We start from the raw sequence: 19,731 nt of genomic DNA, 5'->3' as shown, positions 1-19,731 counted from the left end.
GAACCCTGCCTGATAGATAGGGGATTTACGGCCGCCGGGGCGCAGGCTCGCCCCGGTCGCGTCCCGCCGATCTGGAAGGATCCCGGCATGCCCGCATCCCCCAGCACCGCCCGGGCCATCAACGACCGGCTCGCCCTGCGTCTGCTGCAGCAGGAGGGCCCGTTGACGGCAGGCCAGTTGAAGCAGCTGACCGGCCTGTCCCGGCCGACGGTCGCCGATCTGGTGGAGCGCCTCACCGCGTCCGGCCTGATCACCGTGGTCGGGGAGGCGGGGGAGCAGCGACGCGGACCGAACGCGAAGCTGTACGGGATCGTCGCGGACCGCGCGCATCTCGCCGCCCTGGACGTCCGTACCGAGGGCGTGTCCGTGGTCGTCTCCGACCTGCTCGGCCGGGTGCTCGCCGAGGCGTCGCTGCCGATCGGCGGCGACACGGGGACGGGCCCGGCGGTGGAGCAGGCGGTCGCGCTGGTCGAACGCGTGGCGAAGGAGGCCGGCGCCGACCGCCTCCACACCGTCGGGATCGGCGCCCCCGGCCTGATCGACCCGTCCACCGGCGAACTCCGCGACTCCTCGGGCCTGCCCGAGTGGCACCGCCGCCTGGTCGCCGCGCTCCAGGAGCGCCTCCCCGAGGCCCGCGTCAGCGTCGAGAACGAGACCAACCTCGCCGCCCTCGCCGAACAGCGCGACGGCGCGGCCCGGGACCGCGACACCTTCGTCCTGCTGTGGCTGGGCCACGGCACCGGCGCGGCCGTGGTCCTGGACGGCACCCTGCGCCGCGGCGCCTCCGGCGGCACCGGGGAGATCGGCTTCCTGCCCGTACCGGGCACGCCCACCTTCCCTTCGGCGACGGACTGCGAGGGGGGCTTCCACTCCCTGGCGGGTTCGGCAGCCATCGCGGACCTGGCCCGCGAACACGGCCTGACGGCGGAGGACCCGGGACATGAGCCGGTTGCCGCGGGGGTGGTGCGGGGGGCGGTCGCGCTGGTCTCGGGGGACGGCGGGGTGGCAGCGCTGCCTGGGCGATCACGCGGGAGTGCCGGGGTGGGGGTGCGTGGTGGTGAGGTGGAGATTGGCAGGTCGGTGGAGGCTGAGGATGAGCGGGCGGCGTGTGGAGAGGCAGCCGCCGGGGTGGGCGCGTCTGGGCCTGGGCAATCGCGAGGCAGCGCGGGGGCGGGGGTGCGTGGTGATGAGGCGGAAAGTGGCGGGTCGGTAGCGGCTGGGGATGCGCCGACGGAGTTGCTTGGCGGTGAACCCCGGGCGGGTGGGGCTGCACCGGAGGGGACCGCTGCGGTGCCGGCACGCGGCGGGGAGGCAGGGACGGCCGGGTTCGCGTCGACCGGAGGCGTCGAGCGCGCCGGGGAGACTGGTGACACCGCGCCGACGCGTGACGGTCTGCGCGTCCCCGATGCCCGGTCCGCCGACCGTTTCCTCGACGCCCTCGCCGATCGGCTGACCGTAGGCGTCGCCTCCGTGGTGGCGATCCTCGACCCCGGCTGCCTGGTCCTCGGCGGTGAGGTCGGCCAGGCCGGCGGCGACGAACTCGCCGCCCGCGTGGCCGAACGGGTACGCCGTATGTCCCCGCTCCCCACCGAGGTCCGGGCCAGCTCCCTCGGCGGCAGTGCCGTACTCCGCGGAGCCCTGCTCACCGCCCGCGACCGTGCCCAGGACGAGTTGTTCGCGCCACCCGGGCGGTAGCGGGCGCTGAGCGGGCGGTGTGCGGATCCGGAGGCCCGCGGAGCCCGTCGCGGCTGCTCAGCCGCGTGCCCCGGCGAGGTACTCCTCGAACGTGCCCTTGCCGACGGCGTGTTCGGGCGCGAGGTGTCCACCGTTGCGGAACGCCCGGTACGCCCTGCCCCGGAGCGGCACGTTCACCACCGCCCGCCGCCGCCCGGTGGCCTTCAGATACGCCCGCGCCAGCGACTCGAACGTCCGGATCTCCGGCCCGCCCATGTCCTCGACCCGTCCGGCGGGGGCACCGGCGGCCAGTTCGGCCAGCCGCGCCGCCACCTCGGCCACCTCGACCGGCTGGTCGCTCACACCCGCCGGCAGCAGCATGACCGGCAGCTTGGCCAGCGCCTTGAACACCATCACGAGCAGGTCGTGGAACTGGGTCGTGCGCAGCACGGTCCAGCCGAGCCCCGATTCCTCGATCAGCTTCTCGACGGCGAACTTGGTCCGGTAGTACGGATACGGCACCCGGTCGACGCCGACGATCGAGATGTAGAGCAGGTGCTCCACCCCGGCCCGCCGCGCCGCCGCGACGAGGTTCCCGGCCGCCTTGTCGTCACCGCCGGTCTGCGTCGTCGCACAGTGCACGATCGTGTCCACGCCCGCGACCGCCGCGTCCAGCGCGGCACCGCCCTCGCGCAGATCGACGGCGTACGGCCGGCTGTGACGGCTGAGCACCCGCACCTCGTGCCCGTCCGCGCGCAGCCGCTCGGTGACGAGCCGGCCGAGGGTTCCGGTGCCGCCGGTCACCAGGATCGTCGTCATGCTGTTCAGCCCCTTCGGACGCCGGGCGCTCCCGGGTGGAGCGCCCTGACGTCAGCTGGGACCGAGCAGCCGCATGGAATGTGACACCGCTAGGCCGCCCGCGTGAGCTGCCGCCGGACGAAGCCCAGCTTGTCCGGGTTCACCACGACCCGGATATGGGCGATCAGACCGTCCCGCACCTCGAACGCCACCATGCCGACCAGCGTGTCGCCCGCCCACGCGGCCAGCCCCGTCTCGCCGTTGACCTCGGCCGCCGTGAAGTCCAGTCCGGCCGCGAACCGCTCGGCGCCGCCCACCGAGAGCCGCGCCACCTTGTCCAGCCCCTCGACCGGCCGCCGTGCCGCACTGACCTTGCCGCCGCCGTCGCTGGACCAGACCACGTCCGCGGTCAGCAGCTTCTCCAGCCCGGCCAGATCACCGTCCCGGGCCGCCGTGAGGAACGACACGACGAGCTCCTCCTGCCGCTCGGGCACCGCCTCGAAACGGGACCGGTCCTCGCCCACCCGCTGTACCGCCCTCCGGTACAGCTGCCGGCAGTTGGCCTCGCTCAGGTCCAGTACGCCGGCGATCTCGCGGTGGCCGTACCCGAACGCCTCCCGCAGTACGTACACCGCGCGCTCGGTCGGAGTGAGCCGCTCCAGCAGGATCAGCATCGCCATCGACACGGCATCGCGCTGCTCGGCGGACTCCAGCGGCCCGAGCGTGCCGTCCGAGGTGATCACGGGCTCCGGCAGCCAGGTTCCGACGTAGTGCTCGCGCCGGGCGCGGGCCGAGGTCAGACGGGTCAGGCAGAGGTTGGTGACGACCTTGGCCAGCCAGGCCGCCGGGTACTCGATGCCCGTGCGGTCGGCCCCGCTGAAACGCAGATAGGCGTCCTGCACCGCGTCCTCCGCCTCCTCGGCCGAGCCCAGCATGCGGTAGGCGAGGCCGAACAGCCGCGGGCGGTGCGTCTCGAACTCGTCGGCGGTCGCGCTGCTCATGCGGACCAGCCTGCCAGAGGCCGTGCACGGGGGAGTGGTGAGGCCCGGCGGTGGGCAAGGGCCGTCGTCACCACCGCCGGGCCGGTCTCCGAAGATCCGGAAAGGACTAGACCAAAGGGTCCACCAACTCGGCCGGGTTGAGAAGTCCATCGACAGCGCCTGTGAGCCAACCCACACCGTGCACCCGTATGGACCTCGATCAGGCGTGGCACACTGACCCTGTACCAGAAGCAGCGCACTCCGGGGTCGGTGAAAGTCCGAACCGGCGGTTACAGTCCGCGACCCGACCGCTTCCAGCGGCCGGTTGACCAGGTGAAATTCCTGGACCGACGGTTAAAGTCCGGATGGGAGGCAGTGCGCGGCGGGCGGGCATCCACGTATGCGCGCCGCCGTATCTGGACTCGTCCTCGGGGCGGGTCCCGTCCGGCGTCGCCCCCGGTGTCCTCGCTCGTTCATTCTGTCGTCATCGACAGGCCCCGGAGTCCGTGCCCGAAGAGGCAGGAGGACCCGGGAAGTGTTCACCGGAATCGTCGAAGAGCTGGGCGAGATCACGGCCGTCGAGAACCTCGGCGACGCCTCCCGCTTCCGGCTGCGCGGCCCCGTCGTCACCGAGGGCGCGAAGCACGGCGACTCCATCGCCGTGAACGGTGTCTGTCTCACCGTCGTCGAGCACGAGGGCGACGAGTTCACCGCCGACGTCATGGCGGAGACCCTCGACCGCTCCAGCCTCGGCGCCCTCGCTGTCGGCTCCCGCGTCAACCTGGAACGCCCCATGGCCGTGGGCGCCCGCCTCGGCGGCCACATCGTCCAGGGCCATGTCGACGGCACGGGCCAGGTGCTGGAGCGCAAGCCCTCCGAGCACTGGGAGATCATCAAGATCTCCCTCCCCGCGGAGCTGACCCGCTACGTCGTGGAGAAGGGCTCCATCACGGTCGACGGCATCAGCCTCACCGTGGTCGAGGCCGGCCCGGACTACTTCACGGTCAGCCTCATCCCCACCACCCTCGCCCTGACCACGCTCGGCATCAAGCAGCCCGGCGACCCGGTCAACCTCGAGGTCGACGTCGTCGCCAAGTACGTCGAGCGCCTGCTCGGGGCCGGTCAGGGGGCGGACCGGTGAACTGGCTGAACTCGCAGGCGTTCACCCTCCTCGGCCAGCACATCATCTGGTCGGACATGATCGGGAACATACTCGGCCTGATCACCCTGGCCCTCGGCTGGCGCCGCTCCCTGCTGACCTGGCCGGTCCAGTTCCTCTCCGGCCTCGTCCTGTTCATCGCCTTCTACGGCCACCTCGCCGGCAGCGCCGGCAAGCAGGTCGTCGTCATGGTCGTGGCGGTGTACGGCTGGTGGCAGTGGAACCGCAACAAGGGGCAGGCGGCGGACGGCCACATAGCCCCGCGCTTCGCCACCTGGCGTGAGCGCGGCGCGATGATCGCCGCCGCGGCCGTCGGCACGGTCGCCGTCGCCCTGCTCTTCAAGGCCTACCCGTCCCTGTCCTGGGACCCCTGGCCGGACGCCTACATCTTCGTCGGCACCATCGTCGCCATGTACGCCCAGGCCCGCGGCATGACCGAGTTCTGGATCGCCTGGCTCCTCGTCGACCTGGTCGGCGTCCCCCTCAACTTCGCCAACGGCTACGCCTTCTCCGGCTTCGTCTACGTCATCTACGGCGCACTCGTCCTGTGGGGCATGCGCGACTGGTGGCTGCGCTCCCGTCAGGCGTCGCAGCCCGTCCTGGAAGGAGCGCCCGCATGACCACGGCACCGATTCTCTACAGCACCGACGGCATCGAGGACTGGTCGCTCGACCCGGTGGAGCAGGCCATCGCCGACATCGCGGCCGGCCGTCCGGTCGTGGTCGTCGACGACGAGGACCGCGAGAACGAGGGCGATCTCGTCATCGCCGCCGAGAAGGCCACCCCCGAGCTCGTCGCCTTCATGATGAGCGAGTGCCGCGGCCTGATCTGCGCGCCCATGGAGGCCGAGGAGCTGGAACGGCTGAGGCTCCCGCAGATGGTCGAGGACAACACCGAGTCGATGAAGACCGCGTTCACGGTCTCCGTGGACGCCTCCGCCGCGCACGGCGTGACCACCGGCATCTCCGCCTCCGACCGCGCCACCACCCTCCAGCTGCTGGCCAGCGGAGAGACCCACGCCGACGACTTCGTCCGCCCGGGCCACATCTTCCCGCTGCGCGCCAGGTCCGGCGGTGTGCTCGTGCGCAACGGCCACACCGAGGCCGCCGTGGACCTCGCCCGCCTCGCGGGGCTGCGCCCGGCCGGCGCGATCGTCGAGATCGCCGGCGAGGACGGCCGCATGCTGCGCCTGCCCGAGCTGATCCCCTTCGCCCGCAAGCACGGCCTGACGATCATCTCCATCGAGGACCTGATCGCCTACCGCCGCAGCTCCGAGCCCACCGTCCGCCGTGAGGCCGAGACCCAACTGCCCACGGCTCACGGCGAGTTCACGGCCTACGGCTACCGCTCCACCGTCGACGGCGTCGAGCACGTCGCCCTCGTCCACGGCGAGATCGGCGACGGCGAGGACGTCCTGGTCCGCGTCCACTCCGAATGCCTGACCGGCGACATCTTCTCCTCCCTGCGCTGCGACTGCGGCCCCCAGCTGGACGCCTCCCTGGAGCGCATCCAGGCCGAGGGCAGGGGAGTGGTGGTCTATCTGCGCGGCCACGAGGGGCGCGGCATCGGCCTGCTGTCCAAGCTGCGGGCGTACGAGCTCCAGGAGCGCGGCCGCGACACCCTCGACGCCAACCTGGAACTCGGCCTGCCCGCCGACGCCCGGGACTACGGGGCGGGAGCACAGATCCTGGAGGACCTCGGGGTCCGCAGCGTGCGCCTGATGACCAACAACCCCGACAAGACCGACGCGCTCGTCCGCCACGGCCTCAAGGTCACCGGCCGCGAGCCGATGCCCGTACAGGCGGGTGAGCACAACCTCCGCTACCTGCGCACCAAGCGGGACCGGATGGGACACGACCTGCCCTGGCTGGACACGGCCCCCGTGTCCACCTGCAGCAACCAGTAAGACCAGAGCACACCGAGGAGACAAGAGAACGTGAGCGGCAAGGGCGCACCGGAACTGTCCGTACGCAATGTGGGTGACCTGCGGGTCGCCGTCATCGCGGCGCAGTGGCACGAAAAGGTGATGGACGGCCTGGTGGACGGCGCCCTGCGCGCCCTGCACGACCTCGGCATCGACGAGCCGACCCTGCTCAGGGTCCCCGGCAGCTGGGAGCTCCCGGTGGTCGCCAAGGTCCTCGCCGGCCGCGGCTACGACGCGATCGTCGCCCTCGGTGTCGTCATCCGCGGCGGCACCCCGCACTTCGAGTACGTGTGCCAGGGCGTGACCCAGGGCCTCACCCAGGTCTCCGTCGAGACCGGCGTCCCCGTCGGCTTCGGCGTCCTGACCTGCGACACCGAGGAGCAGGCCCTGGACCGGGCCGGCATCGAGGGCTCCAACGAGGACAAGGGGCACGAGGCGGTGACCGCGGCGGTGGCGACCGCGGCGACGCTCCGCTCAGTATCTGAACCGTGGCACTGACGTATACGGGGTTTGGCATAGGCTGAGCGTCACCATGTCCAATAAGACGTTCGAGGAGCTCTTCACCGAGCTCCAGCACAAGGCCGCCCACGGCGACCCCGCCACTTCCCGCACCGCAGAACTGGTCGGCAAGGGCGTCCATGCCATCGGCAAGAAGGTCGTCGAGGAGGCCGCCGAGGTGTGGATGGCCGCCGAGTACGAGGGCAAGGAAGCGGCCGCCGAGGAGATCTCGCAGCTGCTGTACCACGTCCAGGTGATGATGGTCGCCCGCGGCATCTCCCTGGACGACGTCTACGCCCACCTCTGAGCCGTCACAGCCGCAAGAGACCCCGCACACATCCCCGTACGCACGAACAAAGGAAGCCGACCTCATGCTGCGCATCGCCGTCCCCAACAAGGGTTCCCTGTCAGGCCCTGCGGCGGAGATGCTGCATGAGGCCGGCTACCAGCAGCGCCGGGAGTCCAAGGAACTGCGGATCGTCGACCCGTCCAACGAGGTCGAGTTCTTCTACCTGCGCCCGCGCGACATCGCGATCTACGTCTCCTCCGGCCGCCTCGACATCGGCATCACCGGCCGCGACCTGCTGATCGACTCCGGTGCCAACGCCGAGGAGATCCTCCCGCTCGGCTTCGCCCGCTCCACCTTCCGCTACGCCACCAAGCCGGGCACGGCGAACGGCGTGGAGGACCTCAGCGGCATGACGGTCGCCACCTCCTACGAGGGCATCGTCGCCAAGCACCTCGCCGACAACGGGGTCGACGCCTCCGTGGTGCACCTCGACGGCGCCGTCGAGACCGCCATCGAGCTGGGCGTGGCCGAGGTCATCGCGGACGTCGTCGAGACCGGCACCAGCCTGCGCAACGCCGGCCTGGAGGTCATCGGCGAGCCGATCATGAAGTCCGAGGCCGTCGTCATCCGCCGCACCGGCGAGAACGGCGAGGAGCCCAAGGTCCAGCAGTTCCTGCGCCGGCTGCAGGGCGTCCTGGTGGCGCGGACGTACGTGATGATGGACTACGACTGCCGCGCCGAGCACCTGGAAGAGGCGGTCGCCATCACCCCCGGCCTGGAAGGGCCGACCGTCTCACCGCTGCACAACGAGGGCTGGGTCGCCGTCCGCGCCATGGTGCCCGCCAAGGACGCCCAGCGGATCATGGACGACCTGTACGCGATCGGTGCCCGGGCCATCCTGACCACGGCCATCCACGCCTGCCGTCTCTGAGAGCACAAGAAGAGGCACACAGAGATGTCCGACCTGCCCGCTCTTCCCGTCACCTTCCGGCCGGGCCGCACCCGGGCCGTGCTGCTCACCTCCGGTGCGGTGATCTTCGCGGTGATCACGACCGTCGCGCTGCTCTTGGAGCAGCTCGGCCCCGGCGAGAAGCTCAGCTTCGTCCTCACCGGAGCGGTCCTCTTCGGTGTCCTCGCGCTGCTCGCCCGGGTGAAGGTCGTCGCCGACGAGACAGGCGTCACCGTCGTCAACATCGCCAGCAGGCGGCACCTGGAGTGGGCCGAGATCCTCCATGTGAACCTGCGCCCGGGCGACCCCTGGGTCTTCCTCAACCTCAGCGACGGCACCAGTCTGCCCGCGCTCGGCATCCAGCCGGGCATCGCCAAGGAGCGCGCCATCGCCGACGCGCGCACCCTGCGGGCACTCGCCGAGGCCCGCTCGACAAGGGATCTGCCGTAACGGCCCCTGTCTTGATTAATCTGTTGGCGGAGGCGTTTTCGTTGCGCCTCCGCCACTGAAGTTCCCGCCGGGCTTCAGAGGCCCCCTGCAACCCGAGGAGTGACTCCCTCCAGCGATGGACGGATCGTCCTGTAGTACCTGCGCCGCCCCCTCACGACATCCCGAGGCGGCGGCATCATGACCACCCCCCTGCTGCTCCTCGGAGCGGCCCTCCTGCTGATCCTGGCCAACGGCTTCTTCGTGGCCGCCGAGTTCGGCCTGGTCACGGTCGAGTCGACGGACGCCGAGAAGGCCGCCGCCGAAGGCGACAAACGGGCCCGACGGGTCGCCGAGTCGCTCAGGGAGCTGTCCTTCCAGCTCTCCGGCACCCAGCTCGGCATCACCATCACCTCCCTCGTCGTCGGCATGCTCGCCGAGCCCGCGCTCGCGGAGCTGCTGCACGGCCCGTTCACCGCGATCGGCATCCCCGAAGGCGCCGTCTCCGGTGTCGCGGTGGTCGTCGGCATGCTGCTGGCCTCCGCCGTGCAGATGGTGATCGGCGAGCTGGTGCCCAAGAACTGGGCGGTGTCCAAGCCGATGCAGGTCGCGCGCTTCGTCGCCGGCCCGCAGCACAGGTTCGCCCGCCTGTTCCGCCCGGTCATCGCCGCCCTCAACGCGGTGGCCAACCGCCTCGTCCGCGCCCTGGGCGTCGAGCCCGCCGAGGAGCTGGCCTCCGCCCGCACCCCCGGCGAACTGGTGTCCCTGGCCAGGCACTCCGCGCAGGCGGGTGCCCTGGAACAGGACACGGCCGACCTCTTCGTCCGGACCCTGTCGCTCGCCGAGCTGACCGCGCAGCACGTCATGACCCCGCGGGTGAAGGTGAGCGCCCTGCAGTCGACGGCGACCGCCGAGGACGTGGTGAACCTGACCCGCGCCACCGGCCTGTCCCGCTTCCCCGTCTACAAGGAGCGGATCGACGAAATCGTCGGCATGGTCCATCTGAAGGACGCCCTGGCGGTCCCGGCGCACGAGCGTCTGCGCACCCCCGTCGGCCGCATCGCCCGTCCCGCGCTGCTCGTCCCCGAGACCCTGCCGGTGCAGCCGCTCCTCGCCCAGCTGCGCAGCGAGCAGCCGATCGCCGTCGTCGTCGACGAGTACGGCGGCACGGCGGGCGTCGTGACGCTGGAGGACATCGTCGAGGAGATCGTCGGCGAGGTCCGCGACGAGCACGACGGGCAGGATGTGCCCGAGCTCGCCGCCGCCCCGCCGGAGGACGGCAGGCCCGCCTGGGACGCCGACGGCAGCTGCCGCGTCGACATCCTGCAGCGCATAGGACTCGACGTGCCCGAGGGGCCGTACGAGACCGTCGCCGGCCTGGTCGCCGACCGCCTGGGCCGGATCCCGGCCGTCGGCGACAAGGCCGAACTGCCCGGCTGGCGGCTGACCGTGCGCCGCGTCGGCCACTACCGCGCCGAGCGGGTCCGCCTGGTGCGGACCGGCCTGGTCGTGGAGGTCGCCCGATGAGCGTGCTCCAACTCCTCTTCGCCGGCCTGCTCGTGCTCGCCAACGGCTTCTTCGTCGGCGCCGAGTTCGCCCTCGTGTCCGTACGCCGCAGCCAGATCGAACCGCTCGGCACGGCCCGCGCCCGCCAGGTCCTCTACGGTCTGGAGCGGCTGCCGCAGATGATGGCCGCGGCCCAGTTCGGCATCACCGTCTGCTCGCTGACCCTGGGCGCGGTCGCCGAACCCACCGTCGCGCACCTGCTGGAGCCGGTCTTCGAGTGGATCCACCTCCCGGACGGGATGATCCACCCGCTGGGTTACGTCATCGCGCTCGCCGCCGTGGTCTTCTTCCACCTCGTCATCGGCGAGATGGTCCCGAAGAACCTTGCGATGGCGGCCCCGGAGAAGGCCGCGCTGTGGCTCGCCCCGGGCCTGGTCGCCTTCGCCCGCCTGTGCAAGCCGATCACCGTCGCCCTCGGCGCCGTCGCCCAGGCGATCCTGCGGCTCTTCCGGGTCGAGCCCAAGGACGAGGTCGAGGCCGTCTTCACCAGCGAGCAGCTCAACCGCCTGGTGGAGGACTCCGGCCAGGCGGGCCTGCTCGACCCTGAGGAGCAGGAACGCCTCGAGGACGCCCTGGAACTGGGCTCCCGCCCGGTGACGGACGTGCTGCTGCGGCGTGAGTCCCTGGTGACGGTGCCCCCGTCGGTCACCCCGGGCCGCATCGTCGAACTCACCGCGCGCACCGGGTACTCCCGCTTCCCCATAGCCGCGGAGAACGGCGCCTTCATGGGCTATCTGCATGTCAAGGACGTACTGGACCTGGAGGACTCGGAGCGGGCGGTGCCGCAGCAGCTGTGGCGCCCGATGACGACACTGCGCTCCGAACTCCCCCTGGACGACGCCCTGACGGTGATGCGCCGCGCCGCCACCCACCTGGCCCAGGTCGCCGACGCCTCCGGCAAGGTCCTTGGCCTGGTGGCGCTGGAGGACGTACTGGAACTCCTGGTCGGCGAGGTCACGGACCCGGCCCACCGGGAAGCGCCGGAGGTACGGGTGACGGAGCCGAGGGCAAGCGGCGAGCCGGAACAGGCCCTGGCAGGCTAGCGCCGGGTCCCCGCGCCCCCCTCAGGGGCGCGGGGAACTGCGCGATCAACCACAGAGATCCTTCAGCCGCACGACCTCAGAAGCGACCGAGCCAGTGGGCGCAGCTCACAACCCCGAAGGGTCTTGCGGCCCCCGCCCCGAGAGCACCTCCCCATACGCCTGCATCAGATCGGGCAACCGCAATGTCGACAAGTCGTCCCTCGACAAAGCCCCGGGATACGTAGACAGCCGCAGATCCCGATAGGCGCAGCTCTTCTCATACAGCGTCCGCAGGAACCGCCCGTTCCCCAGCTCGTCGATCCACCCCTGATCCACCACATGCCCAGCAATGGACCGCAGCTCGTCCAACGCCTCCTCGTCCCACACGTCGCCGTTCTCGGCAGCCAGCACCTCCCCGATCGAGGTGAGTTCCAGCGGCCGGTACGAGGGAAAGTCGACGCGGGTGGTGAAGCGGGACGACAGGCCGGGGTTGGCGGCAAGGAGGCGGTCCATGCCCTCCGGGTAGCCGGCCAGGATGACCACGAGGTGGTCGCGGTTGTCCTCGGCCCGCTTCAGCAGCACCTGCAGCGCCTCGTCGCCGTACGCGTCGCCCTTGCCGTACCCGGAGTTGGACAGCGAGTAGGCCTCGTCGACGAAGAGCACACCGCCGATCGCGGAGTCGATCAGTTCGTTGGCCTTCACCGCCGTCTGGCCCAGGTACTCGCCCACCAGGTCGGCCCGCTGTGCCTCGACGAGGTGGTCGCCGCCGAGCAGTCCGAGGGCGTAGAAGACGCGGCCGAGGATGCGGGCGACCGTGGTCTTGCCGGTGCCGGAGGGGCCGGAGAAGACGAAGTGCCGCTTCGGCGGCTGCACCGGCAGGCCCTGACCGGCGCGCAGCCGCGCCATGTTCAACTGGGCGGACAGCGCCTTGACCTGTCGCTTGACCGGCTCCAGGCCGACCATGCGCTCCAGCTCGGCGAGCGCCTCCTCGAGCAGTGCCGGGTCGGTGGGCCCCGCGGGCAGCGGGGACCCCGGCGGGCCGACGGTCTTCTCGCGCACCGTCGGGTCGATCGAGGACGGCAGCGGGCCCACCGGCGGGAGGTCGGACTCGGAGAGCCTCAGGTCCCGGCCCTCGGTGCCGAAGAGCGGGTCCAGGGTGTCGGGCCCCTCCAGGGCGTCCTGGCCGCCGGAGAGCGTGATCGCGGCGAGGTCGGTGGCCTCGTCGTACCCGTCGCCCTCGGCGATCGCCGCGAGCCGGGCCGAGGTGTCCATGAAGGCGGGGTCGACGCGGTGCACGGCCCGGTAGAGGGGGAGGGCGGCGGCCGAGCGGCCGGTGCCCTCGTGGGCGCGCGCCAGCCAGTAGCGCAGCTCCTTGCGCTGCGGCTGCTCGCTGCGGCAGCGCATCAGAGCCGACGAGAGCAGCGGCTCGGCCTGTCCGTACATCTCCAGTCGGACCCTCGCCATACCGCCGAACAGGCCCGCTTCGATACCGAGCAGGGCGTCGTCGATCAGCGGGTCGGTGTGGCGGACGAGCTGGTCCCAGTCCTTGACGAGATAGGCGCGGCAGGCGTGCAGAAAGCGGACCTGTGGGTCGGTGTCCACGGGTGGCAGACCTGCGAGTGCCCGGTCCAGCTCCGGGACATGGCGGCCGTCCAGCCAGTGGGAGGCGTGCGCGAGCAGCAGGTCGCGCGGGCTCTCCAGCACGGGCTGCACCCACCAGCCGAGCCAGTACCAGGAGTTGAGGGAGCGGCGGTGCCGGGCGCGCTGTTCGCCGAAGCGGTCGCGGTGCCGGAACATCCGTAACAGCGCGGTCGTCGTGTCGACGCGCAGCGCGTGCAGCCCCAGCCAGCCGTCGGCCATCCCGGGATCCATCCGGACCGCGGCCCGGAACTCCTCCTCCGCCTGCGGATAGGCGCCCATCGTGTAGGCATCCACACCTCGCAGCCAGGCGAGGTCGGCCGGGGCCTCGGGGCCCTGCGTGCCGAAATCCATCACGTCCCCCACAAACCGTGCCCCCGTCGGTTGACCGCCGGACCGATGTCCGCCGGCCGCCTTGATCGAACCGCCGTACCGCGGACCGGAGTTGCGGTGCGCGCAGCCGTCCGTCAGGTCGCACCGAGGGCATCGTACCTGCGGGGGTGGCACCCGCCGAAGGGTGCCGCAGGGGCCGTTCGGCGAGGTGGGAGCAGACGGGGCGCACTTGGGACGGTAACGGTGTGTGAGCGAAATGTGCCGCGGAGCGTCCGGAAAACGGGGTGCGGGCAGAACGAAGCCCCCGATCACGGGGGAACAACCGGGGGCTTCGCGACTCTGGGCGGCTTCGAATGGCCGCACATTGAGAACGTAAGTCCTGTACGGCCCCCCGGTCAAGCGGAGTTGAGGCACTCCGGGAAGTTCTCCGGGAGGCGTCTTCACAAGTTCAGCACACTGCCGATGGTCCGTCACCGTGCGTGAGTGTCTGGTCCGGTCCAATACTCTTCACCGGCCCCGGGAGCACCTCGTACCCCTTCTCCGACTGCCGTATCAGAAGGTCGGCGAACGGCCTCGAAGGATCCTCGGCGAAGTGCCGTCGCTCCGCCGCGACCCAGCCGGCCCAGAACTCCCGCTGCTCCTCCCCGTCCCGCTGTCGTCCGCGCGTCCAGGACTCCTCGTGCGGCAACTCCATCCACAGCAGTGCCGCGAGGTGCGGGCGCAGTGCGCGGCGGCCGGCGCCGACGCCCTCGACGAGGACCACCGGGGCCGGCGGCAGCGGGCGGGGCGGTCCGAAACGGCGGGCGTGCCAGTCGTAGGGGGCGTAGCGGGCGCTCTCGCCGCGGCTCAGCGGTTCGATCACCTGGGCCAGCAGCCGCCCGGTCCACTCGAACAGCTCGTCATGGCTGGAGATGTCGTCGAGGTGCAGCACGGGCGCCCCGTCCAGGGCCCGGGCCAACCGTCCGGCGAACGTGGACTTTCCGGAGCCGGCGTGTCCGTCGACGCCGATCAGGCGGACCGGGCCGCAGGACGGTGGCAGACGGCGGAGCCGGGAGACGAGGTCGTGAATGGCTGTTCCTTGGCCGGCTGGGGAGTTGGGCATATTCGACAGGAACATTCTAGTGGTGGGTGAAACCGGGGCGAATGGGCGGGTAGGAAAATGGTGTCGCTTTGAACCAGTCGTTGGCTGGCCGCGAGCCAGTGTTAATCCCGTCCCGAGACCTCGTACCACCATCTCGAAAACCGCGTTCCGGTTGCGCTCTTCGCTGAGTAAGGTGCTGGGTGCACAACTGCGAGGCGTCGTACGGGGAGACAGGAGCAGATGGCCGCTGGGTTATTCGAAGGGCAGTATGTGTGGCATCCGGCGGCCGACGACCGCTTGCTCGCGAGCGTATGCGTCGACGTACGGGCCGGCCGATACCGGAGCGCCCATGAAGCCCTCGCCGAAGCACATGGCGACTTCGGGCTGCGCGCCCACCGCTCCCTGGTCCTCGCCTCCGAGGCCGCCGACTCCGACCTGGCCGAGCGCTGGCTGGCCGAGGAACCGACCTCCGAGGCGGCGCTGCTGTGGGCGCGGGTCGCCGTGCTGCGGGCCGTGCGCGCCGCCGACGCGAGGGACGACCGGGCCGAGGCGCTGGAGCGGATCGCGCTGACCGCCTGCGACCGGGCGGCGGCGATGAACCCGGCCGATCCCACGCCCTGGGCGGCCCGGCTGGCCATGGCCCGGCTGCACCGGCTGACCGACCCCGCCCCGCGCGGGCTGCTCACCGCGCCGCCCGGCCCCTGGCGGCTGTTCGCCCATGTCCTCTCCCTCGATCCCTGGCACCGCGAGGCCCACCACCGCTTCCTGGCCTGCTTCTTCACCCGCCACGGCGGCTCCGTGAACGCGGCCTGGGACGTCGCCGCCTTCCTCGGCCAGCGCGCACCCGCCGACTCCCCGCTGCGCCTGCTGCCCCTCGTCGCCCTCGTCGAGAGCTACAACCCGACCCAGCTGCTCGCCGACCGGGTCTGGGAGCAGCCGCAGTGGCGCTCCACCGCCCTCGCGATCTACCAGAACTGGCTGCCCACGATGCCCGGTTACCGCTTCACGCCGGTGCTCGACCTGGCCTATCTGGCGCACGCGCTGGTCATGGGCAAGCGCGAGTTCGAGGCCCGGGCGGTCTTCGCGGCCATGGGGCCGTACGCCTCCCGTATGCCCTGGTCCGCCTTCGGGGAGCCGGCCGACCAGCTGTCCCGCGCCCGCCGCGCCTGCGGCCTCCCCGTCCCTCCCTAGACCCCTCGCCGAGAGGAAGGCCGAACTGTGCCCGAACGGATATCGGACGACGACGCCGTACTTCATGAGATGGGGTACCCGAGAAAACTCACCCGTCGCTTTCAGGCGTTCGACAATTTCGCCATCTCATTCACCATCATCAACATCATCTCGGGAATCTTCTCCAGCTTCGGATTCGGGCTGAACGCCGGAGGCCCCCGCATTCTCGTCTTCGGCTGGATCGGCGTCTCCGTCATGGTGCTCTTCGTCGGTCTCGCCATGGCGGAAGTCGCCTCCGCCTATCCGACGAGCGGCGCCCTGTATTTCTCCGCCGGGAAACTCGCAAGACGGCACAAGGGGGCCTGGTCCTGGTACACCGGCTGGCTCAACTTCGTGGGCCAGATCGGCGGCACCGCCGCGACCGGCTACGCGGCCGCCACCTTCATCCAGGCCTTCATCGCCCTGCAGTGGCCCTCCTATGTGCCGACCACCCACCAGACGGTGCTGATCACAGCACTGCTCATCGTGCTCCAGGGGCTGGCCAACACGTACACCGTCCAGCTGGTCGCGCTCCTCAACCGGATCTCCGTGTGGTGGCTGCTCATCGGTCTCGTGGTGATCGTGGGCGCCCTGATCGTCGGACCCGACCGGCACCAGTCCGCGTCGTTCGTCACGCATTTCGCGAACAACACCGGTTTCACGAACGGGCTTTACGGCGGGATGCTCGGCCTGCTCGTGACCAGCTGGACCTTCACCGGCTTCGACGGCAGCTTCCACATGTCCGAGGAAACGGTCCAGGCCACGGTCAACGCCCCGAAGGGGATCACACGGGCGATCGGCTACTCGGCGATCACCGGTCTGATCCTGATGCTTGCACTGGTCTACAGCATTCACGACTACGACCATGTGGCGAGCGCCTCCGCTCCGCCCGTCCAGATTCTCATCGACGGTCTCGGCCTGACCACCGCCAAGGTGCTTCTGCTGATCGTGATCGGCGCGATGCTCTTCTGCGGCCTCGCCAATCTCACCAGCAACACCCGGCAGATCTTCGCCTTCTCCCGCGACGGCGCCATGCCCGGCTCCCGGCTGTGGCACTCGGTCTCGCCGCGCACCCGCACCCCCGTGAAGGCCGTCTGGCTCGCGGTCGCCTGCTCGCTGGCCCTCGTCCTGCCCGGCTGGTGGTCCCACACGGCGTTCACCGCCATCGTCAGCGTCAACGTCGTCGGGCTCTTCCTCGCCTACGCCGTGCCGATCCTGCTCCGGCTGAGCCTCGGCGACGAGTTCCAGCGGGGGCCGTGGCACCTGGGGCGCTGGAGCAAGCCCGTCGGCGTGATCGCGGTGGCCTGGGTCCTGCTCAGCAGCGTCCTGTTCATGCTCCCGCAGGCCTCGCCGATCACCGTCGACTCCTTCAACTACGCGCCGATCGCCCTCGTCGTGGTCCTGGTCGTCGCCACCGTCTGGTGGTTCGCCACCGCCCGCCGCCGCTTCCAGGGTCCGGTCAGCTACGGCCGCCCCGACGAGGTCGCCGCGATGGACCTGATCTGAGCCGCGCGCCCGGCGCGCGCCCGCGTGCGCCGGGCCGGGCCGGCCCGGCAGGTCATGCCAGTGGTCCAGGCCAATATTGGTGGGCGTGGCATGGGCCGAAGTGCTGGCAGCGGGTGCCCCCCGCGGCCATAGTTGGCGCACAACCATGCAGCGCAACCGCGCATCTGGACCTGCCCGACTCGGACACCTGGGGGTCGTTCCACCCATGAGCAGAGCCGAACAGCCGTCCCGCAGAACCGTCCTCGCCGCCGCGGTGGCCGCCGCGGTGGTGGGCCCCGCCGTCACCGCCGACGTGGCCCACGCCGAGGAGTCCGCCGTGGCCCCGAACCGCCCCCACCCCGCGGGGACCCCTACGGTCGACTACCGTTCCTGGACCTCCTCCCGGGACTGGCACGCCGGCGCCACGCAGGGCACCCGTCCGGTGGCGGGCGCCCGCCCCGGCGTGGTGATCGCCACTCCGGCCGGTACCACCGACTACACCGACCCGCACACCGGTACGACCGCGAGCTGGGAGTACGCGACCTGGACGTCCCCGGTGCACCGGCTCCGCGTCCCCGCCACCGAGGTGATCGCCTCCTGGAACGCGCACACCCCGGCCGGCACCTGGCTCCAGGTCGAACTGCACGGCACGTACTCCGACGGCGCCGAGACCCCCTGGTACGTGATGGGCCGCTGGGCGGCCGGCGACCAGGACATCAAGCGGACCTCGGTGGACGACCAGAAGGACGGCAAGAGCGCCATCTGGACGGACACCTTCGCCATCGACGACGCCACGACCGGACTGCGCCTGGTCTCGTACCGCCTCCGCCTCACGCTCTACCGCAAGCCCGGCACCAAGCTCACCCCCACCGTGTGGCGGCTCGGCGCGATGGGCTCGGACATCCCGGACCGCTTCACCGTCCCGGCCTCCACGCCCGGCCTCGCAAAGGAACTGATCGTCCCGCGCTACTCGCAGGAGATCCACAAGGGCCAGTACCCCGAGTACGACAACGGCGGCGAGGCCTGGTGCAGCCCCACCTCCTCGCAGATGATCATCGAGTACTGGGGAGGCCGGCTCACCCCGGAGCAACTCGCCTGGGTGGACCCGAGCTACGCCGACCCGCAGGTCGACCACGCGGCCCGCTTCACCTACGACTACCAGTACCAGGGCTGCGGCAACTGGCCCTTCAATGCCGCCTACGCGGCCACGTACAAGGAGCTGCAGGGCGTGGTCACCCGGCTCCGCTCACTCACCGACCTGGAGACCCTCATCGCGGCCGGCATCCCGGCCATAACGTCCCAGTCGTTCCTCAAGGAGGAGCTGACGGGGGCGGGTTACGGCACCGCGGGCCACCTGATGACCGTCATCGGCTTCACCGCCGACGGCGATGTGATCGCCAACGACCCGTTCTCGCCGAGCGACGAGGCCGTGCGCCGTGTCTACAAGCGGCGCGAGTGGGAGAACGTCTGGCTCAGGACCAAGCGGTACAACGCCTCCGGCAAGGTCGTCTCCGGCACCGGCGGCGTCTGCTACCTGTACTTCCCGGCCCGGCCCACACCCCGCCAGCGCAAAGCGCTCGCGACGGTCGGCGTGCGCTGAACCCCAGGCGGAAGGCCCGGGGAACCGGGCCTTCCGCCTGTGACCGATGTCTCCGCCGCACATGCCCCTCCCGATGGCAAGGTGGACGGAACCCCTGGGGGGAGTCCACCGCACACCCGACCTCAGCGAGACGCCATGACCGCACATTCGGCCGGCGCCGCCCGCACCCGCACCGGCGGCCCGGAGAACGACGGCCCGAAGCTCCTCGAGCACGTCATGGGTTGGACCCTCGTCATGGTCGTCGCGATGCTCGTCACCCAACTCGGCCTGCTGTGATCTGACGCAAGCAGAGCCGCGCGCTTCCCGGCGGTCACACGTCGACCGGACTCGAACGAGTGGACGTGGTTGTTCTGACATACTGCGGATGTCCCGCAGCCTGCCCGAGACCAGGGTCGAAATTGAAGATCAGCGAACAGAGAGACGCCACCCGACCCCGGGCGCGCGGCACCGAGCGCTCGCTGGCGCGCCGAGCCGAACTGATCGCCATCGGGCGGAAGTTGTTCGCCGACAGGTCGTACGACGCGCTCTCGATGGACGACATCGCACGGCAGGCGCATGTCGCCAAGGGGCTGATCTACTACTACTTCCAGTCCAAGCGCGGCTACTACCTGGCGATCATCAACGATTCGGTCGCCGACCTGGTCACCTTCGCGGCGAGCGAGGTCGAACTGGAGCAGCTGGACCGGGTCCGTCGCACGATGGAGGGCTATCTGCGCTACGCCGAGCACAACCAGGCCGCCTTCCGTGCGATCGTCAGCGGCGGCGTCGGCTTCGACGCCGAGGTGCACGCCATCCGGGACGGAGTGCGTGAGGCGATAGTGGCGACCGTCGCCGAAGGGGCTTACGGCCGCACGGACATCGCCCCGCTGGCCCGCATGGGCCTGTTCGCCTGGGTGTGCGGCGTGGAGGGTGCCACCCTCGACTGGATCGACCGCCCCCAGCTGTCCCGCGAACAGCTGCGCGAACTCCTGGTCAAGCAGCTCGGCGGCGCCCTGCGCGCCATCGAGGAACTGGACCCGGCCTATCCCGCTCCGGCCCCGGCCCGCCGCGACGCCTGAGCGAGGGGCGAAGACTCCCGCACGCCCAGCCGGTTTTTCCAC

Annotated in this window: 19 protein-coding genes and 1 riboswitch; of the genes, 15 read left to right on the top strand and 4 right to left on the bottom strand. The window is 70.8% G+C overall.

The window, feature by feature from the left end; translation table 11 throughout:
• The first annotated feature begins 87 nt into the window (after positions 1-87).
• A complete protein-coding gene (locus ACIBW9_RS36095) occupies positions 88-1,695 on the top strand; it encodes an ROK family transcriptional regulator (protein WP_398961286.1) in 1,608 nt (535 codons plus the stop codon).
• Positions 1,696-1,752: 57 nt separating this feature from the next.
• On the opposite strand, the gene ACIBW9_RS36090 is transcribed toward ACIBW9_RS36095, so the two are convergent.
• Together ACIBW9_RS36090 and ACIBW9_RS36085 are read right to left on the bottom strand one after the other, a co-directional pair.
• Entirely contained in the window at positions 1,753-2,493 is a 741-nt protein-coding gene (locus tag ACIBW9_RS36090; RefSeq protein WP_398961284.1) for an SDR family oxidoreductase, read from the bottom strand.
• An 89-nt stretch (positions 2,494-2,582) separates the two neighbouring features.
• Complete coding sequence (locus ACIBW9_RS36085; RefSeq protein ID WP_398961282.1) at positions 2,583-3,473, bottom strand: RNA polymerase sigma-70 factor; 891 nt, start codon at positions 3,471-3,473, stop codon at positions 2,583-2,585.
• 231 nt (positions 3,474-3,704) lie between these two features.
• Positions 3,705-3,835: riboswitch (FMN riboswitch) on the top strand.
• Positions 3,836-3,987: 152 nt separating this feature from the next.
• Here ACIBW9_RS36085 and ACIBW9_RS36080 point away from each other — a divergent pair.
• From ACIBW9_RS36080 to ACIBW9_RS36040, 9 genes are all read left to right on the top strand, one after another.
• Positions 3,988-4,593 carry a riboflavin synthase gene (locus ACIBW9_RS36080; RefSeq protein ID WP_398961280.1) on the top strand — a complete coding sequence of 202 codons (606 nt, stop codon included), beginning with the start codon at positions 3,988-3,990 and terminating at the stop codon, positions 4,591-4,593.
• The gene (gene pnuC, locus ACIBW9_RS36075; protein ID WP_398961278.1) at positions 4,590-5,231 is read left to right on the top strand and encodes a nicotinamide riboside transporter PnuC; all 642 of its coding nucleotides are present in this window, start codon (positions 4,590-4,592) and stop codon (positions 5,229-5,231) included. Before ACIBW9_RS36080 ends, pnuC begins: the two co-directional genes overlap by 4 nt.
• Complete coding sequence (locus ACIBW9_RS36070) at positions 5,228-6,517, top strand: bifunctional 3,4-dihydroxy-2-butanone-4-phosphate synthase/GTP cyclohydrolase II (RefSeq protein ID WP_398961277.1); 1,290 nt, start codon at positions 5,228-5,230, stop codon at positions 6,515-6,517. The genes pnuC and ACIBW9_RS36070 overlap by 4 nt, the downstream gene beginning before the upstream one ends.
• A gap of 30 nt (positions 6,518-6,547) precedes the next feature.
• Positions 6,548-7,033 (top strand): 6,7-dimethyl-8-ribityllumazine synthase, encoded by a 486-nt coding sequence (ribH, locus tag ACIBW9_RS36065; RefSeq protein WP_030946752.1) that lies wholly within the window; start codon positions 6,548-6,550, stop codon positions 7,031-7,033.
• Positions 7,034-7,067: 34 nt separating this feature from the next.
• The gene (locus ACIBW9_RS36060; protein WP_030946750.1) at positions 7,068-7,340 is read left to right on the top strand and encodes a phosphoribosyl-ATP diphosphatase; all 273 of its coding nucleotides are present in this window, start codon (positions 7,068-7,070) and stop codon (positions 7,338-7,340) included.
• Positions 7,341-7,404: 64 nt separating this feature from the next.
• Entirely contained in the window at positions 7,405-8,253 is an 849-nt protein-coding gene (gene hisG, locus ACIBW9_RS36055; RefSeq protein WP_398961275.1) for an ATP phosphoribosyltransferase, read from the top strand.
• A gap of 24 nt (positions 8,254-8,277) precedes the next feature.
• On the top strand, positions 8,278-8,721 hold the full coding sequence (locus ACIBW9_RS36050) for a PH domain-containing protein (protein WP_398961273.1): 444 nt from the start codon (positions 8,278-8,280) through the stop codon (positions 8,719-8,721).
• Positions 8,722-8,898: 177 nt separating this feature from the next.
• A complete protein-coding gene (locus ACIBW9_RS36045) occupies positions 8,899-10,224 on the top strand; it encodes a hemolysin family protein (protein ID WP_351466748.1) in 1,326 nt (441 codons plus the stop codon).
• Complete coding sequence (locus ACIBW9_RS36040; protein WP_398961271.1) at positions 10,221-11,306, top strand: hemolysin family protein; 1,086 nt, start codon at positions 10,221-10,223, stop codon at positions 11,304-11,306. Before ACIBW9_RS36045 ends, ACIBW9_RS36040 begins: the two co-directional genes overlap by 4 nt.
• Before the next feature lie 105 nt (positions 11,307-11,411).
• Here ACIBW9_RS36040 and ACIBW9_RS36035 read toward each other — a convergent pair whose 3' ends face one another.
• Together ACIBW9_RS36035 and ACIBW9_RS36030 are read right to left on the bottom strand one after the other, a co-directional pair.
• Positions 11,412-13,277, bottom strand: a complete 1,866-nt coding sequence (locus ACIBW9_RS36035) for an AAA family ATPase (protein ID WP_030946739.1) — start codon at positions 13,275-13,277, stop codon at positions 11,412-11,414.
• Positions 13,278-13,704: 427 nt separating this feature from the next.
• A complete protein-coding gene (locus tag ACIBW9_RS36030) occupies positions 13,705-14,358 on the bottom strand; it encodes a uridine kinase (RefSeq protein WP_398961269.1) in 654 nt (217 codons plus the stop codon).
• Positions 14,359-14,577: 219 nt separating this feature from the next.
• Between ACIBW9_RS36030 and ACIBW9_RS36025 the strand changes: the two genes are divergently transcribed.
• The 5 genes from ACIBW9_RS36025 to ACIBW9_RS36005 all read left to right on the top strand — a co-directional run bounded on the left by ACIBW9_RS36025 (position 14,578) and on the right by ACIBW9_RS36005 (position 19,689).
• Positions 14,578-15,528: a hypothetical protein gene (locus tag ACIBW9_RS36025; RefSeq protein ID WP_398961268.1), complete on the top strand. Its 951-nt coding sequence runs from the start codon at positions 14,578-14,580 to the stop codon at positions 15,526-15,528.
• A gap of 69 nt (positions 15,529-15,597) precedes the next feature.
• Positions 15,598-17,052, top strand: coding sequence for an amino acid permease (locus ACIBW9_RS36020; protein ID WP_398961420.1), 1,455 nt, complete (start codon positions 15,598-15,600; stop codon positions 17,050-17,052).
• Between the two features lie 205 nt (positions 17,053-17,257).
• The gene (locus ACIBW9_RS36015) at positions 17,258-18,631 is read left to right on the top strand and encodes a peptidase C39 family protein (protein WP_398961266.1); all 1,374 of its coding nucleotides are present in this window, start codon (positions 17,258-17,260) and stop codon (positions 18,629-18,631) included.
• 135 nt (positions 18,632-18,766) lie between these two features.
• The gene (locus ACIBW9_RS36010; RefSeq protein WP_398961265.1) at positions 18,767-18,907 is read left to right on the top strand and encodes an SCO1431 family membrane protein; all 141 of its coding nucleotides are present in this window, start codon (positions 18,767-18,769) and stop codon (positions 18,905-18,907) included.
• 122 nt (positions 18,908-19,029) lie between these two features.
• Positions 19,030-19,689: a TetR/AcrR family transcriptional regulator gene (locus ACIBW9_RS36005; protein ID WP_398961263.1), complete on the top strand. Its 660-nt coding sequence runs from the start codon at positions 19,030-19,032 to the stop codon at positions 19,687-19,689.
• Positions 19,690-19,731 lie beyond the last annotated feature (42 nt).

This window comes from Streptomyces sp. NPDC049541 (assembly GCF_044465725.1).
Taxonomy (GTDB): domain Bacteria; phylum Actinomycetota; class Actinomycetes; order Streptomycetales; family Streptomycetaceae; genus Streptomyces.
The sequence above is the reverse complement of the archived record's forward strand: the minus strand, read 5'-3'. Positions and strand labels throughout refer to the sequence as shown.

Excerpts from the sequence above, each read along its gene's own strand:
- ACIBW9_RS36095 (WP_398961286.1), top strand. The coding sequence starts at position 88 with ATGCCCGCATCCCCCAGCACCGCCCGGGCCATCAACGACCGGCTCGCC.
- ACIBW9_RS36090 (WP_398961284.1), bottom strand. The coding sequence starts at position 2,493 with ATGACGACGATCCTGGTGACCGGCGGCACCGGAACCCTCGGCCGGCTC.
- ACIBW9_RS36085 (WP_398961282.1), bottom strand. The coding sequence starts at position 3,473 with ATGAGCAGCGCGACCGCCGACGAGTTCGAGACGCACCGCCCGCGGCTG.
- ACIBW9_RS36070 (WP_398961277.1), top strand. The coding sequence starts at position 5,228 with ATGACCACGGCACCGATTCTCTACAGCACCGACGGCATCGAGGACTGG.
- ACIBW9_RS36060 (WP_030946750.1), top strand. The coding sequence starts at position 7,068 with ATGTCCAATAAGACGTTCGAGGAGCTCTTCACCGAGCTCCAGCACAAG.
- hisG (WP_398961275.1), top strand. The coding sequence starts at position 7,405 with ATGCTGCGCATCGCCGTCCCCAACAAGGGTTCCCTGTCAGGCCCTGCG.
- ACIBW9_RS36050 (WP_398961273.1), top strand. The coding sequence starts at position 8,278 with ATGTCCGACCTGCCCGCTCTTCCCGTCACCTTCCGGCCGGGCCGCACC.
- ACIBW9_RS36045 (WP_351466748.1), top strand. The coding sequence starts at position 8,899 with ATGACCACCCCCCTGCTGCTCCTCGGAGCGGCCCTCCTGCTGATCCTG.
- ACIBW9_RS36040 (WP_398961271.1), top strand. The coding sequence starts at position 10,221 with ATGAGCGTGCTCCAACTCCTCTTCGCCGGCCTGCTCGTGCTCGCCAAC.
- ACIBW9_RS36035 (WP_030946739.1), bottom strand. The coding sequence starts at position 13,277 with ATGGATTTCGGCACGCAGGGCCCCGAGGCCCCGGCCGACCTCGCCTGG.
- ACIBW9_RS36030 (WP_398961269.1), bottom strand. The coding sequence starts at position 14,358 with ATGCCCAACTCCCCAGCCGGCCAAGGAACAGCCATTCACGACCTCGTC.
- ACIBW9_RS36025 (WP_398961268.1), top strand. The coding sequence starts at position 14,578 with ATGGCCGCTGGGTTATTCGAAGGGCAGTATGTGTGGCATCCGGCGGCC.
- ACIBW9_RS36020 (WP_398961420.1), top strand. The coding sequence starts at position 15,598 with ATGGGGTACCCGAGAAAACTCACCCGTCGCTTTCAGGCGTTCGACAAT.
- ACIBW9_RS36015 (WP_398961266.1), top strand. The coding sequence starts at position 17,258 with ATGAGCAGAGCCGAACAGCCGTCCCGCAGAACCGTCCTCGCCGCCGCG.
- ACIBW9_RS36010 (WP_398961265.1), top strand. The coding sequence starts at position 18,767 with ATGACCGCACATTCGGCCGGCGCCGCCCGCACCCGCACCGGCGGCCCG.